Below are 15,301 nucleotides of genomic sequence, written 5' to 3'. Positions count from 1 at the left end.
TTACTAACGACTACGCGGTTTTTTTATGTCCAAGCTTCTTTTAAAAGCTGAACCCCTAACTGAATTTCTTCACATGTCAGGTTGCTAAATCCAAGCTTTATAGTTGGCTCATTCATGTGATTTTCTATCGTGTATATGGAGGTTGGATACACTGCTACTCCATATAAAGAAGCTTGGTTTATTAACCATTCTTCAGAGCGGTTAAGACGAAGTTTAACTAAAACAAAAAGCCCAGACTGTTCACCAATTATAGTTATAGTCTGTTTGAACTGACTTTTTAATTCTGAAACGATATAATTCATTTTCCGCTTATAAACAAGACGCATTCGTTTAAGATGACGATTCCATTCACCATCTTTCATGAATTTGGCCATTGCAATCTGATTAAGAAGCGAAGTAGGGCATTCAAAAAGAGAAAATTGCTTTTTATACTGGTTTATTAATAATTCTGGAAGAACCATATAACTTATACGTATTCCAGGAAGAAAAGATTTCGAAAAGTTCCCAAAGTAAATGACTCTGGTTAAATCAATGGAAGCTAATGCTGGGAATGGTTGTTGTGTATAACGGAATTCACTATCATAATCATCTTCAATAATAAATCCTTGTCTAGCACTGGCCCAATTTATAAGCTTCAACCTTTCTTGTATGGACATACTAACGCCTATTGGACTCTGGTGAGAGGGTGTTACATAAATTAGTCGTGATTTCTTCTGGTTTAGGTTAGAAAAATCTGTACCTGTTTCAAAAACTGGTACGGTTTCCAATGTGAAATCATGAAACTTCAAAGCTTCTCTAGCACCAACATAGCCTGGATCTTCCACAATAAAGCTAGAGAAATTCTCTCTCAAAATCTTCCCTAAATTAATTAACATTTGCTGAGTGCCACTGCTGATAATGATGTTATTTGCATTTGTTTTGAGTCCACGAGACTGAAATAAATATGCTGCAATTTGTTCACGTAAGCATTCCTCACCAAAAGGATCGCCATATTGAAAGGTATGTTGCAAGGTTAGAACTTGATTCGTCAGTCTTCTCCAATTTTTTAGTGGGAAATGCTCTTGATCTACGGTTCCTGCTCGAAAATCAATGCAAGCATCTCTTAATTCTTTTTTCTCACTCTTAATTGGCATTTTAGCACTTTGATATAAAAGCGGATCTAAGTCATTTACAAAATATCCTTTACGTCCATCACTACGAATGTAACCTTCTGCCAAAAGTTGTTCATAAGCATTAAGCGTAGTATTTCTACTTACTGAAAGCGAGTCAGCAAGCTGACGAATAGATGGCAGCTGTTCATTAACGGAAATATTTCCATTCTCCATATAAAATTTAAACTGCTCGTAAATTTGTTTATATTTCGGTGTGTTTTCATTAAGAGCAAAAATAGTATTTTTCATTAATACCACCCTTGACATGTTTATTTGTTCATAATTGTACCTTTTTTAATGTCACATTGCAGTATAAAATCTTTTTGAAGCCATTTATAGGTTGAAGGATATAAGCAAAAAGAAATCTTACTAAGGTTACTTTTAGAAATATTATACTAAGTGGCGGAAGCAGTGAAGAAAAATATATAAGGAGACTTTGAAATGAAAAATCCTTTTCTTGAATTTAGTGTTGCTATGGTAACACCGTTTACTTATGAAGGACAGCTTAATCTAGCCAGTATACCGCCATTAATTTTTTATTATAAAAAGAATAATGTTCCCTCCTTACTGATCAGTGGATCTACAGGAGAGCAGCATTCTATGACTATAGAAGAACGTATGACTTTATATAATAAAGTAAAAGAAGCGGCGCAAGATAATTTTCTACTTTATGGAGGAGTTGCAGCAGTACAAACTAAAGATGCAATAGCATTGGCCATTGCAGCAGAAGAAGCTGGTTTTAATGGAATTATGTTAGGTTTCCCCCCATACCTTCGAATTAATCAAGAGGAAGCCTTCAATTATGCAGCAAGGATTTGTTCAAATACTTCTTTACCAATTATGCTATATAATAACCCTCCAAGAACGGGGTTTACTTTAAATATGGATACATTACTTAAATTAGTTAAACAGTTCCCTCAAATTATTGCATTAAAGGAAGCGGGTGATCGAGCTACTGTAAAGCTAGTAAAAGAAAACCTCGGTTCAGAATTTATTGTATTAACTGGATCAGACCAAACTATTGTAGAAGATGCGGAACTCGGTTTTAATGGTATTTCCAGTGTTTTGGGAAATGTATTTCCTAACGAAATACATGAGATAGTTGCACAAATAAAGTTTGGTAATATTAATGAAGCAAAGGAGTTGATCTCTAAACTGTCACCTAATATGAAGACTATAACAGAGATAGGAACACTTCGAGCAATTAAGTATATATTAGAAAAGCAAAATGTACCTGCAGGGATATGTCGGGAACCAATTTCTGTTTTAAACAAAGAGGAGCAAATAAAAATTGAGGGTTTTTTTGAATAGATTAAAAAAAGTACTCGTTTGAAGAAGGATAAACAAGGGATAACAAAACTACAAGTAATCATATTGATATACGTTAAAGGCCATGGTGAGAATGGGTTTTGACGTATTTTTTTATTTATTCGATTGCAATTTAAGAAGAATTAACGCTCATTTACTGCGTTAACTTGAAATAAAAAAAACCTACAAATATTTGTATATTAGAAGAAAACTACATAGTTGCTGCGGATTACACAAGGCGTTTAGAAGGCAAAAGGAAAAAGAGCAAAGAAAGAAAAACCACTCTACGCCACAAACGCAAGGGTGATTCTTCTTCCTAATCTAATATATTGCCAAGGCCAAGGAGCTACCGCTCCTTGGCCTTTCTTATTTCTCATATCATACACATCAAGCAAAATCAACCCAGTTATTTAATTTGCGTTTTTATATCATTAACAAAAAGTATCGATTTGTTAATGAGCGGCGGAAGAACAGTCATATGATCTTCACCGGGAAATTCGAGGAATTCACTTTTAAACACGGCAGTAGTATGTTTTTGAAGCTCATCATTAAGCATTTTCGCTTTTTCGTTCATTTGTGAAAAATGATCTCTTTCCAATTCTCCGCTCGTAATCAGCAGATTCGCTTTCATCTCGCTTGCCAAAAACTGCTGCTTTGCTGTGTTCAGAAACGCTTCATTCCAATGGATGGAAGGACTGCTGGCAATATAATATTGAAACGACGAAGGCGATGTGAACAATGTTGATAGGACAAATAATCCACCAAGAGAATGGCCGATAATCGCCTGTTTCTCCTTATTGACATCGTACTTTTGTTCAATTTGCGGCTTCAATTCTTTTTCAATAAACGTCAGAAAGTACTCGCCGCCGCCCGCTTGTGGCAGCTCTCTATCAATAGGGTAATACGATAAAAAATCAATGTCTGGTGAAAACGTTAAGTCATAATATCTATTGTCATTAAATGGACCAGTTGTTTCATAGCCGATGCCGACAATAATATGCGGTTTTTTGCCTGTTATGTCTGCTCTGCTTGTTTGCAGATTCATCGTTTCGGTAAAACTTGCAAAAACAGAATTCCCGTCTAACACATACATAATCGGAAAGCCATCATCAGGTGGCGGTGAATCAGGAACAGACACAAATATTTTATAAATACGCTTCATTTCTTGTGAACAGATAGACCAGGTTTCCGTGTGAGGTAAAGCATATGGCTCTGTTAGCATAGTTTTCTCCATTTCCATATTTGATAGGTTATCTTTATTAATTGGATAAATTTTGGTATTATTAATGACAATGATTATCAATATCAACCATATTTTAAAGGGAACTGGTGAGGAAAACAAGTGGCAAGCATAAAAAATAATAATATTTGGAAAAAAACATACCTAGATTTTAACAGTATTAATCGTATTCAGAAGCAAAGTAAGGAAAATAAAATCACCTCTTATTTTGAATTAATATATATTCATGCTGGCAGGGGCACATTTACGATTAATAAAGAAGTAAAGCAATTTGCAAGCCATCAGCTGCTTTTAATACCGCCAGGCAGTACATATAAACTAACATTTGCTAGTGAAGTGGATTATTATCTTGTTTCCTTTCAAGTATTTTTAAAGGATAAGAAAGATGAGGCTCAGCCCTGCTTAGACAGCTTGGCATGTATTCAGCAACAAGTGCTTCCTTTCCAACAAGTAATAGTGAATTTAATAGAGGATTTATACCGCCTTAAAGGAGAGGAAATTCCACACCTGCATTTCCTGCAAAAAGCAAAGCTAAATGAAATATTTTTTCATTTATTATCATATAAAAAGCACGTAACACCTAATGATACTCTCTTAGCAATCGAGGAAACAAAAATATATATGGATATGCATTTCAATGAAAAGATAAAGATTGATACGCTGGCACAACAGGCAGAGCTTAGTCCGAAATACTACTCAGAAATGTTTAAAAAACAATATGGTAGTACAGTTAGCGACTATATTACAAGATTGCGTGTAAATAAGGCAAAGCAGTTATTATTAATGACAAAGGACAGTATTCGTATCATTGCCAGCTCTGTTGGCTATGCAGATGAATTTTATTTGAGCAGAAAATTTAAACAAGCTGTCGGTATATCTCCATCAGCATATCGTGAGAAGCGAAACCGGAAAATCGCCTCATATGACTTTGCAACAACAGGACATTTGCTTGCACTGCAAATACTTCCATATGCCGCACCTATTCATCCGAAATGGACACTTGACTATTATGAACAATTTAAAGATGATATTATCTTTCACCTTGAGTCATATCGAAAACATACGGAATGGGGAAAAAACATTGCAAAGCTACAAGAGGCAAAGCCAGATCTAATCATTGCGAAGCAGGATATAACTGCAGAGGAAAAGGCAGAATTGAAAAAAATCGCTTCTGTCTTTTATTATTCGGAAAATGACAATTGGAAAAAGCAGTTTTTCCAAATTGCAGAGTTTTTGAATTGTACAAAAGAAGCGAAGGAGTGGATGGATAGCTATGAAAGGCATGTTGAGCGTACATCTGTCCAATTAACTCCCTATTTCAATGATAAGAAAGGACTAGTCATCAGCCTTTTCAAGGATAATTTTTATTTAAATCGCTCTAGAACAGCTATTGAAGTTATATTTGAAGAATTGCAGATTGCTTCATCTCAAGCTAGAGTTCAATGGAAGCATAATGAGGGCGTTACGCTAGCTAAGATTATCAAATTACAGCCTGATTTTATTCTGCTGAATATACGGCAGGATGAAGACACACTAAAATATTGGAGGAAGCTAAGGAAATCGCCAGAGTGGAACAATATAGAGGCAGTCAAATGTCAGCAGGTATATTTTATCCAATCAGACCCGTGGAATGAATGCTCTGCAAGCTCGCATATCCGGGTTATTGATAATTTAGTAGAGTTGGTTACGGAAAAAGTCCAAGGAAAAGAGAGGAAATAATCCATGTTCCAATAAAAGATAGTTTTGTATAATCCTAATTGATAGTGGTTATCAATATCAATTAGACTATATAAAGGGGAAGATACTCGTGAGAAAATATGCACTTATTATAATGTTAGGAATACTGCTAGTTATAGCAGCAGCCTGCGGGAAAGAAGAATCTGCAAGCACTGATGAACAAGCAGCTGCGTCAGAAGAGGCAAGTGCTGATACAACAAAAACGATTACTTTCTTAGATAAAGAATATGAAATTCCAAGCAACAGTACAAAAATTGTTGCAGCAAGTCAGGAAGCAATGGAGGATTCTGCAGTTTTAGGTGTTAAACCAGTTGGGGCAGTTGCAACCGGTGGCGAGTTTCCGGCCTTTTTAGGTGATTCTATGTCAGAGGCAGAGGAAATTGGTGATAAATTCCAGCCAAGTACAGAAAAATTACTGCAATTAAAACCTGATGTTATTCTTGGTACGAGCAAGTTCCAAGCAGATGTTGCCGATAGCTTGAATAAAGTTGCGCCAATGATTCCGATTTCTCATATTTCTACACATTGGAAGGATAATCTGCTTGTGTTGGCAGAAATTACGAACAAAACAGAGGAAGCAGAAAAGTATATTGCTGATTATGAAGCAAATGTGAAGGAGACAAAAACTGCAGTTACTGAAAAACTAGGTGATAAGGAAGTGCTGATGTTCCGAGTACGTAATGGCAGCATTACTATTTATCCAGAAAGTGTTTATTTCAATCCTGTTCTTTACACAGATTTAGGTCTTACTGTTCCTGAAGAGGTGAAAGCAGCTAAAGCACAGGAGCAAATCTCCCTGGAAAAATTAGCAGAAATGAATCCTGATTATTTGTTTGTTCAATTTGAGGATTCCGAAAATCAGGAAAATAAAGATGCATTGAAGGATTTAGAGAGCAATGCAATTTGGAAGAATTTAAATGCAGTGAAAGACGGTCATGTATATGAAAATGTCATTGATCCGATGGCAGCAGGCGGTACTGCTTGGAGCAAAACAAATTTCCTTGCAGCATTTAAAAAGGAATTAGGTCTGTAAAATAACAAGTACTTGTCCAGCAATTGCCGGACAAGTACTAATTGTTTATAAAGGTGAATCGGTATGTATCATAAAAAACTAGCAACCTATTTAATTATCCTATTATCACCAGTCTTATTTGCAGTAGTAATCCTTCTATCGATTCGATATGGGGCAACAGATACGAGTTTTAAAGATATTTTTGCGGCTATTTTTCACTATGATCAAGAAAATATGCAGCAGACAATCGTAAGGACATCAAGAATACCAAGAGCAGTCGGCGCCTTGCTTATTGGGGTATTGCTGGCAGTATCAGGGGCGTTAATGCAAGGGATTACGAGAAACTACTTAGCGTCACCATCGATTATGGGTGTGACAGACGGCTCTGCCTTTTTTATTACAATCTCGTTTATTTTTTTGCCTAATTTGTCTTCCTTTCAATTATTATGCCTTTCGTTTTTAGGCTCTCTGTTTGGTGTAGCCCTTGTTATGGGCTTGGCAGCTTTCGTTAAGAACGGGTACTCGCCTGTCAAGCTGGCAATTATCGGGACTATCATTGGGACATTTCTTAGCGGGGTATCCTCAAGTCTTGCCTCCTATTTTCAAGTATCGCAAACAATGAGCTTTTGGTACAATGCGAGACTTCACCAAATTGATTTGAATTTACTAACCTTTGTCATTCCATTTGGCATAATCGGTATCATAATCGCCATTCTTTTGTCCAAATCAGTGACAATCCTATCCTTAGGCAAGGATTTGGCAACAGGATTAGGGCAAGAAACTCGCTGGATTCAGCTGTTTTCAATGGCAGCTGTCGGCTTAATGACTGGAATTTCTGTTGCGCTTGTTGGAAAGATAGGCTTTATTGGACTGATTATTCCCCACATTACGAGATATCTGGTTGGCAGCGACTATCGGGCAGTTATCCCGTGTGCTGGCATACTTGGAGGAGTATTTTTGGTTTTCTGTGATGTGATCAGCAGGTTTGTCAACTATCCGTTTGAAACACCTATTGGCATCATAACATCCATCATCGGTGTTCCTTTCTTTCTTTATTTAATCAAACGGAAGGGAGGAGGCTCTCAACGTGTTTAATAAAAGATTTTACATAATTGTTGCTGTCTTACTTGCGTTAATACTTGCAGCGGGGTATTACAGCATCACAAATGGCGTGTATCCAATCACCTTCAAACAATTCTTTGAAAGTATCTTCCGCTTGCAGCAACAGGAGGATATAGATTTAGTTATTTTCGAATTAAGACTGCCAAGACTTGTGCTTGCCTTACTGATTGGCTTTGGACTTGGAGTTGGAGGTGCAGTCCTGCAGGGGATAACAAAGAACGGGCTGGCAGATCCAGCTATTCTCGGCATAAACAGTGGAGCAGGAGCCTTTATTGTTGCATATATGCTCCTTTTTCAAGGCACCTTTTCTGGAGATCAGTTGTTGATGAAGCTGCTTATGCCGCTGATTGGAATGGTCGGCGGGTTATTTGCGGCAAGTATTATTTTCCTGTTAGCATGGAATCGAATTACCGGCCTTGACTCCCAGCGGCTGCTTTTAACGGGGATTGCTATTAGTACAGGTTTTGGTTCTCTTTCAATGTTTCTATCCTTGAAGATGAAAGCACAGGATTTTGAAATGGCAACAGTTTGGCTCAACGGAACAATTTATAATGCTACATGGACTTATGTTGTTGCGATTCTGCCTTGGTTTTTGCTTGTCGTGCCATTTATTATCATTAAAGCCTTCAAGCTTGATTTATTTAGACTGCAAGAAAATGTGATGAAGGGGCTTGGTATACAGGTCGAGAAAGAAAAATGGCTGTTAATGGCAGGTGCAGTCGTTTTAGTTAGCTCCTGTGTTTCTGTTTCTGGAAGCATTGGATTTATTGGCCTTATTTGTCCTCATATTGCAAGACTTCTTGTCGGTTTAAAGCACCGCCATTCCTTGCTGGTTTGTGGGCTTGTCGGTATGCTGCTCCTGACAGTAGCTGATTTTATCGGCAGAAGTGTTGTCGCGCCTGCAGAGATTTCTGTTGGGATTATTCTAAGTATAATCGGTGCACCATATTTCATCTTTTTATTAGTTAAAGCGAAAGTGTAGGAGGCAAAAATGGAAGAGATTATTGAAAGAACCGTTGGTGGCAGGAAGCTGTATATTTATTTGCCTCCCAGCTACCATCAAACAGATCATCGTTATCCAGCAGTGTATGTGCATGATGGCCACTATTTATTTTCCCATAATCTCGAAAGATTAAAAGAAAGCTATTTCCGCCAAGAAATGAAAGAAGTGATTTTTATTGGTATGGAACCGATTGATAGACTTCATGAGTATACTCCGTGGCCTGCAGAGAGCTTAACATCAGGTTTTCCAGCTTTTAAGGGAGAAGGAAATCGATATTTGCAAGAATGGAAGAATTCTATTAAAGCATATATGGATAGCAACTACCGCACAATTCCGGATATGAAGGAAACAGGTATGCTTGGCGCCTCTCTAGGTGGCCTAATCACACTGTTTGCACTGTTTACAACAGGTAACAAAATAGGAAGATACGGTTTAATTTCCCCATCCTTATGGTTTCCAGACATACTTAAATACATGGAAACACAAGACTGCAAAATTGAGGGGAAGAAGCTGTATTTATATGTTGGCAGTGAAGAAGGAAAAGGAAAAACGAATATTCAAAATAACATGGTTCAAGCTGTAAAAAACGCTAATGACATCTTTAAACAAAAGGGGTTCTTACAGGACAGCCTGCATTTTGAAATGCGGCTCCTTGCTAATCACCATCGTGAATTCTTTATCGAACAATTTTTCGAAGCTGTACGCTGGCTATACAGGCAATGATTGCGATGCTTCTTTAATGAAGACATCGCATTATTTATATCCTGTCCTAAAAATAATAACGCTTTCAAAAAAGTGTTTGACGAACGAGTAAGAGGGTGTTAATCTAATAACGACCAATTAATTAGTTCATTAAACAAATTAATTATGTTTAATAACAATTGATTTTGGTTAGTGCATTTTTTAAAAAATGTAAGGGTTTACAATTCTTTAGGTAGAGGGGAGGAGCCGGTTTTCGATTGTGAGGATGTTCTGCATGCTAGACTTTAATACCTCTTGAGACAATGGCATAAGCACAAACTGATTTATTTGAAATTTCCGTCACAAATTACAATTCTGTATGGAGGGATACTGATGGCTCAAACTAATAGAGAGCTAGAAATACCGGATGTAGACAGGAAAGTACAAAAATTTGGAATGAAAGATCAGTTAGGCTATTTGTTTGGTGATTTCGGCAATGATTTCTTTTTTATTTTAGTAGGTTCATTTCTTATGGTGTATTACACAGATGTATTTGGTCTTAGCCCTGCAATGGTAGGAACGGTTTTTCTGATTGCCCGCCTTTGGGATGCAGTGGCTGATGTAACATGGGGCCGTTTTATCGATACGAGAAAGCCAAGCAAACACGGCAAGTTTAAACCATGGATTTTCAGAATGTCATTTCCTCTCGTCTTTTCGGGTGTGTTGATGTTTATACATATCCCTGGCATGTCAACAGGATTTTATGAAGCATATGCCTTTGTGACATATATTTTGTGGGGAACACTTTATAGCACAGTGAACATTCCATACGGATCAATGGCTTCTGTCATCACAAGTGATCCTGTTGAGCGTACTTCTCTGTCTAGTTTCCGGACTATGGGAGCGACATTAGCAGGATTAATTGTTAACGTGGTAGGTCCGCTTATCATATTTGTCGACAATAAAGCAGATCCAAACCGTTTTTTCTTAGCAGCAATAATTTTTGCTATCCTCTCCCTTGCTTGTTATATGGCATGCTATAGGATGTCTACCGAAAGGATAACGGAAACGAGAAAGGGGAGTAAAACCTCTCTTAAGCTTACTTTAAAAGGGGTTGCGAAAAATAAGCCGCTGCTTATCATTCTGTCTGCTTCCTTAGTATTTATTATGAGCTCCATGTTAAAGGGAGCAGTCGATGTGTATTTGTTCAAGAACTATTTTGACAATGCTAAAGCATTAAGTATTTCCGGACTGATTGCGACAGCAGCCATGTTTATTGCGATATTGATCGCAAAACCGCTCGTCGCACGTTTTGGAAAAAAAGAGGTGGCGGCCGCTGGTTTACTGCTTTCCGTCATTGATTATCTACTACTCTATTTCTTAGCAGACATTAGTGCTATTCAATTCCTTGCGATATCTGCTGTTGGAATGTTTGGATTCTCTTTTTTTGGTATTGTCGTTTGGGCATTTGTCACAGATGTCATTGATTATCATGAATTTATAACAGGCATGAAGGAAGACGGTACGATTTACTCTATCTATTCATTTGCGCGAAAGGTAGGGCAAGCAGTTGCCGGGGGATTAGGCGGTACAGCCCTTGCTGCAGTCGGTTATAATGCATCTATGGATGTGCAATCAGAAAGCACTCTTCAGGGCATTCATACACTTGCAACCCTTTTGACGGCAGGCACATTATTTTTAGTATTCTTGCTGCTAGTGTTCTTGTACCCGCTCAGTAAAAAGAAAACCCTGCAGCTTGCACAAGATCTTGCTGATAGAAGAAATTCTGGCAAATAAACTGGAAGAGGCTGGAACATAAGTATGTGAAGCAACGTAAAAATTGAACTACTAATCAACTACTGATTAGATAGTTCGGTTTTTAGTTTTAATACAATAATTAGAAATCTGAGTGGAATGGAGCGGAGGCAACTCGACTCCTGCGGGAAATAGAGGAAAGGATGAGACCCCGCAGGCGAGGACGAGCGCGAAATGAAACGAACTAATTTTAAATCTATATTCTATTTAGTCACAAGCTTCATTTTTCAAATTCAGATGTAAGTTTATTATTCGTGTTTAGAAAGGTAATCTTTTGTTTTGTCCCAGCCTATTTTATTATTATTTAATTTTTAAAAAAACGAAGCCCCTATACACAGTAGGAGCTTCGTTTTTATCTTAAGCATCGTTTTCAAGCGTAAAATTAAGCATAGGTACATCCAAAAAATTTTTGATTGCTAACGCACACGCTCCTAAAACGACAGCACCTTTCCCAAGTGGAGAAATTAATAACCCTTGATAATGACTTGTGGAAGACGAAAGGTTAGCTTGGATTTTTTTTAACGAATCAGGATAAATTCGCAGCAAATCACTTTCCAGCACAAGTGTATCAGGATTGTACATGTTAATTAAATTATTCAGTCCGATGGAAAGATAATAAATAAGCTGTTCCATTAAGTCTATTACCTCTTGATCACCATTTTCAATCCAAGCTTGAATTTGATCATAGGTCAGGTTTTCAATCTTCCTTGCTGAAGATAAATGGTCAAATATACTTGCTTCAGATGCATATTTTTCCCAACAGCCTTTGTTTCCACAATTACAAGGCTTACCGCCAGGAACAATAATCATATGGCCTGCTTCCCCGGCAAAACCATCATGGCCTCGGAAAAACGCATCATTCATCATCATGCCGATACCAATACCAGAGTAAAGAGTGGTGCATAATAAATAATCTGTCTCATGGTGCTGATAGACACGTTCTGCAAAGGAACAAAGATTAGCATTGTTCTCTATATAAATGGGAATGTTTATTTCCTTCTCCAAATCTGCCTTCAAATGGATGTTGCTCCAGTCCAAACGAGGAACAAAATGGATATTCTCATCCTTTGACACTAACCCGTGAATTGCGATGACAATGCCGACAATTCCATATTCGCTTTCAGGCGTACTCTTAAGGAACGCCTTTATCTCTTCAATAAGGATAGGTAAAATCTTAGCATAATCATTTGTCTGCAATTTAACAGATTTAGTGGAAACGGGCTGTCCGAGAAGGTCTGACAGAATGAAAGAGATCTTTCCGCTGTCGAGATCAATGCCAAGAGCGTATCCAGCATGACCGTTCAAGGACAGCATTATCGGTTTTCGGCCAACTGAATTATGCTCAAGCTGTGTTTCGACAATTAAACCTTCAGCAAGAAGATCCGCCACCTGAACAGAAATTGTCGCTCTTGTTAAGTCTGTAACCTTAGATAAATCAGCTCGTGATATCATTCCTTCTTTAATGATATTTCGTATTATTGAGGAGCGATTGAGTTTCTTTATGTATGCTGCATCACCAGTAATCATGTAATCCTCCAGTGTTTTTATATATTGATATATTTAATATTAGACTACCCGTATTATACCAGCAACATTTAACTTAATTAAACGAGTGTTAATTGTGTTATCGTCATTGACGAACAAATATAAACATGTTACATTATGGGTGTAATTAATTAGTTTAGTGAACAAATTAATATAAAGTAAAATGTAAATGCTTACAATTGTTTTTAAAAAACAACGGAAAGGAAGAGGGAAGCACATGAAAAAAAAGTTTCTTGATGTTGATTTCTTGCTGGATAGCAATACGGCAAAACAGCTTTATGAAAATGCTGCTAGTAGTTTACCAATCTTTGATTTTCATTGTCATTTAGATCCGCAAGAAGTTTGGGAGAATAAAACATACGAAAATTTGACAGCGTTATGGCTTGGTGGAGACCATTATAAATGGCGAGTGATGCGTATACACGGTGTTGATGAACGGTATATAACCGGAGATGCCAGTGATTGGGAGAAATTTATGGCTTGGGCTGAAACCGTGCCGTATTTGATTGGAAATCCTTTGTATCACTGGACACATATGGAGCTGAAAATGTACTTCGGAATTGATAAACTGCTTAGTCCAAAAACAGCACAAGAAATTTATGAGCAATGCAATGAAATGCTTCAGACAGCACAATATACGGCAAGGGCATTAATAGCAAAATCAAATGTTACATTCATCGGAACAACAGATGACCCTGTTTCTTCATTACAATACCATCAATTATTAACGAAAGATGACAGCTTTAAGACAATCATCGCTCCTACCTTCCGGCCTGATGGAGCACTTTTTATTGAAAGACCGACATTCAGTGAATGGATAGAGAAATTAGCAGCCGTATCTGGTATGCAGATTGATAATATAGACGGCTTAGTGGCTGCACTTAAAGACAGAGTTGCTTACTTTCATGAAAACGGGGGACGTGCATCAGATCATGATATCCCTAAAATGGATTATGTATCCACAACAAAGGAAGAAATAGACTTCATCTTTGATAAAGGTTTAAAGGGAATCCAGCTATCTGAAGATGAACTAATATGCTATCGTTCGTTTTTGTTGAAAGAGCTTGGCAAAATGTATGCACAAAAACAATGGGTCATGCAATTACATATAGGTGCACTGCGCAACACTAACACAAAAATGAAAAAACTTATTGGAACAGATACCGGTTTTGATTCAGTTGGAGAGGAGAATCATGCTCATGGACTGGCTGCGTTCCTTGATACACTTGACCAGGAGGATGCCTTGCCGAGAACGGTTTTATACAATCTTAATCCGAAAGACAATGCAGTACTAGCTGGCATGGTTGGAAACTATTCAGAAAAAGGTGTAGCAGGAAAGATTCAATTTGGCTCAGGCTGGTGGTTCAATGACCATATCGATGGCATGGAAAGGCAAATGAAGGACTTGGCAAATGTTGGGATGTTGAGTCATTTTATTGGGATGCTGACAGACTCAAGGAGTTTCTTATCATATGCGCGTCATGATTATTTCCGCAGGATTGTTTGTAATATTATCGGCAATTGGGCGGAAAACGGATTGATCCCGCATGATTCCGAGCTGCTGGAGGAAATAATTCAAAACATTGGCTTCCATAATGCAGAACGCTACTTTCTAGTAAGATAATTACTAGAAAGTGCGATTCAATAATTTTTGCTGAAATTGCTTTCTAAAAAGCAATATCAGTAAAAAAAACAGCAAAACTCAGCAGTTTTGGCGAATGTATTATGCTTCAGAAAGCAATACAATAGAAGCAGATACTTATTTTTTAATAAAAAATGATAACGCTTACCTTAAAGAGGTGGTTTTTACTGGAGCAATGGTTATTGGCAAATTACAGGATGCGAGGAATGGAGCCGGCAGGCTTTGAATTTCATTCACATCGCGAATACGAAATTTATTTTTTTCACTCTGGAGACTGCAAATATCTCATAAATAACCGGATTTATGAACTTCAGCCTGGAGACATTTTACTGATGGACGGATTGACCCTGCATAAACCGAATCCATCCTTAAATACTCCTTATGTTAGAAGTGTCGTCCACTTTTCACCAGCTTATTTACAAGAAATTTTGCAAGCCCTTGGCATGGAGATTTTGCTTGCTCCCTTTCGAAAACTGAACAACTGTCTCCTAAGAACAAATTACGATCGTTCTGCAAAGCTCGTCGAAGAGAAAATGAGCAAAATTTGCAGTCTATTTGCAAGCAATGATAAACCTGGGTTTGGTCAAGCAGACATTCAAGAGGCACAAGTGAAGCTGGAGCTTGTTCAGCTTCTAGTAGAAATTTATAAACTGAGTCATAATGATTTGCAAATGAACCCAGTAAAAAGATCAGACAAGGAAATTCATGCAGAAATGATAGCAGCTTGGATTGATGATCATTTTACAGAAAAAATCAGTTTGGACAGATTAGCTAAGGAACGCAATCTAAGTAAGTATTATATATCACATGTTTTTAAGGAAATCACTGGTTTTACTGTAATGGAGTACTTGATGGGGTGTCGTCTTAACAATGCTAAATATTTACTGGAGGTCGAGCCACATCTTACATTATCCGAAATCGCACACAAATCAGGCTTTGAAAACATCTCCCATTTCAGCAGGTATTTCAAGGAGAAGGTAGGAAATACGGCAAAGAAGTATCGAACACTTAAACTGAAAAAAAATCTTTAGGAGGATGCACGAAT

At 37.5% G+C, this 15,301-nt stretch carries 12 protein-coding genes; 9 read left to right on the top strand and 3 right to left on the bottom strand.

Features of this window, described 5'->3' with window-relative positions:
- Nucleotides 1-23: 23 nt before the first annotated feature.
- Nucleotides 24-1,400: a MocR-like pyridoxine biosynthesis transcription factor PdxR gene (locus CEQ21_RS06590; protein WP_185763785.1), complete on the bottom strand. Its 1,377-nt coding sequence runs from the start codon at nucleotides 1,398-1,400 to the stop codon at nucleotides 24-26.
- A 192-nt stretch (nucleotides 1,401-1,592) separates the two neighbouring features.
- Here CEQ21_RS06590 and CEQ21_RS06585 point away from each other — a divergent pair, with 192 nt between their 5' ends.
- Entirely contained in the window at nucleotides 1,593-2,462 is an 870-nt protein-coding gene (locus tag CEQ21_RS06585; RefSeq protein WP_185763784.1) for a dihydrodipicolinate synthase family protein, read from the top strand.
- A gap of 403 nt (nucleotides 2,463-2,865) precedes the next feature.
- Here the strand turns inward: CEQ21_RS06585 and CEQ21_RS06580 are convergent, their stop codons facing one another.
- A complete protein-coding gene (locus CEQ21_RS06580; protein ID WP_185763783.1) occupies nucleotides 2,866-3,681 on the bottom strand; it encodes an alpha/beta hydrolase in 816 nt (271 codons plus the stop codon).
- A 120-nt stretch (nucleotides 3,682-3,801) separates the two neighbouring features.
- On the opposite strand from CEQ21_RS06580, the gene CEQ21_RS06575 reads away from it, so the two are divergent.
- From CEQ21_RS06575 to CEQ21_RS06550, 6 genes are all read left to right on the top strand, one after another.
- Nucleotides 3,802-5,418, top strand: coding sequence for an ABC transporter substrate-binding protein (locus CEQ21_RS06575; RefSeq protein ID WP_185763782.1), 1,617 nt, complete (start codon nucleotides 3,802-3,804; stop codon nucleotides 5,416-5,418).
- 88 nt (nucleotides 5,419-5,506) lie between these two features.
- A complete protein-coding gene (locus CEQ21_RS06570; RefSeq protein WP_419181572.1) occupies nucleotides 5,507-6,469 on the top strand; it encodes an iron-hydroxamate ABC transporter substrate-binding protein in 963 nt (320 codons plus the stop codon).
- A 63-nt stretch (nucleotides 6,470-6,532) separates the two neighbouring features.
- On the top strand, nucleotides 6,533-7,543 hold the full coding sequence (locus tag CEQ21_RS06565) for a FecCD family ABC transporter permease (RefSeq protein ID WP_185763781.1): 1,011 nt from the start codon (nucleotides 6,533-6,535) through the stop codon (nucleotides 7,541-7,543).
- A 13-nt stretch (nucleotides 7,544-7,556) separates the two neighbouring features.
- The gene (locus CEQ21_RS06560) at nucleotides 7,557-8,552 is read left to right on the top strand and encodes a FecCD family ABC transporter permease (protein ID WP_185764122.1); all 996 of its coding nucleotides are present in this window, start codon (nucleotides 7,557-7,559) and stop codon (nucleotides 8,550-8,552) included.
- A gap of 9 nt (nucleotides 8,553-8,561) precedes the next feature.
- Nucleotides 8,562-9,296 carry an alpha/beta hydrolase gene (locus CEQ21_RS06555; protein ID WP_185763780.1) on the top strand — a complete coding sequence of 245 codons (735 nt, stop codon included), beginning with the start codon at nucleotides 8,562-8,564 and terminating at the stop codon, nucleotides 9,294-9,296.
- A gap of 351 nt (nucleotides 9,297-9,647) precedes the next feature.
- Nucleotides 9,648-11,051 (top strand): MFS transporter, encoded by a 1,404-nt coding sequence (locus tag CEQ21_RS06550; RefSeq protein WP_185763779.1) that lies wholly within the window; start codon nucleotides 9,648-9,650, stop codon nucleotides 11,049-11,051.
- Between the two features lie 375 nt (nucleotides 11,052-11,426).
- Here the strand turns inward: CEQ21_RS06550 and CEQ21_RS06545 are convergent, their stop codons facing one another.
- Nucleotides 11,427-12,596 carry an ROK family transcriptional regulator gene (locus tag CEQ21_RS06545; RefSeq protein ID WP_185763778.1) on the bottom strand — a complete coding sequence of 390 codons (1,170 nt, stop codon included), beginning with the start codon at nucleotides 12,594-12,596 and terminating at the stop codon, nucleotides 11,427-11,429.
- Nucleotides 12,597-12,831: 235 nt separating this feature from the next.
- On the opposite strand from CEQ21_RS06545, the gene uxaC reads away from it, so the two are divergent.
- Together uxaC and CEQ21_RS06535 are read left to right on the top strand one after the other, a co-directional pair.
- Nucleotides 12,832-14,238: a glucuronate isomerase gene (gene uxaC / locus CEQ21_RS06540; RefSeq protein WP_185763777.1), complete on the top strand. Its 1,407-nt coding sequence runs from the start codon at nucleotides 12,832-12,834 to the stop codon at nucleotides 14,236-14,238.
- A gap of 200 nt (nucleotides 14,239-14,438) precedes the next feature.
- Nucleotides 14,439-15,287: an AraC family transcriptional regulator gene (locus CEQ21_RS06535; RefSeq protein WP_185763776.1), complete on the top strand. Its 849-nt coding sequence runs from the start codon at nucleotides 14,439-14,441 to the stop codon at nucleotides 15,285-15,287.
- Nucleotides 15,288-15,301: the final 14 nt, after the last annotated feature.

The sequence above is a fragment of the Niallia circulans genome (assembly GCF_007273535.1).
Classification (GTDB): Bacteria; Bacillota; Bacilli; order Bacillales; family Cytobacillaceae; genus Niallia; species Niallia circulans_B.
Note: the sequence above shows the minus strand (reverse complement) of the source record. Positions and strands in the feature narration are given on the sequence as shown.